Consider the following 670-nt stretch of genomic DNA (forward strand, 5'->3'; position numbering starts at 1 on the left):
GCGATCAACTCGAATATCAGCGTGGCCATCCAGGCCGACGGCACCGGCATCGTGAAGGGGATCGACCGGGTCGATCTCTGGGTCGGTGGCCTTGCCGAGACGCATATCAATGGCGGCATGGTCGGGCAGACCTTCTGGGTCGTGCTGCAGGAGCAGTTCGATCGCCTGCAGGAGGCCGACCGGTTCTACTATCTCGACCGGGTCGAGAATTTCGACTTCTACGAAAATTTCATCGAGGGCCAGGAGTTCTCGGACATCATCGCCCGCAATACCAGCCTGGCCAATCTGCCGGAGAACATCTTCGAGACCGTCGTCGTCGATGATGGCGGCATCGGCACCGGTAACGGGAGCGGCGGCGTCTCGGGCAACGAGACCGAGAACGGCGGTGGCGGCGGCACCGGCAACGAGACCGAGAATGGCGGCGGCGGCGGCACCGGCAACGAGACGGAGAATGGCGGCGGCAGCGGCTCGGGCAATGAGACCGAGAAYGGCGGCGGCAGCGGCTCCGGCAACGAGACCGAGAACGGCGGCGGCGGGAGTTGCGGCACCGGCACCGAGACCGGCAATGGTGGCGGAACCGGCCAGACAACGCAGCCGGACGCCGGACTGGTTCTGGTCGGTACGCCCGATGCGGACGTGTTGCTCGGGGCGGCTGGGGCGGACAACCTGA

1 protein-coding gene is annotated in these 670 nt (G+C 66.2%); it reads left to right on the forward strand.

Annotation, left to right across the window (positions count from 1 at the left end):
• Positions 1-670 (forward strand): peroxidase family protein (locus tag AC1DGP_RS35265; protein ID WP_476833298.1); only part of this gene is annotated, 670 nt, incomplete at both ends.

It is taken from the genome of Allobosea sp. 05T433, from assembly GCF_056396065.1.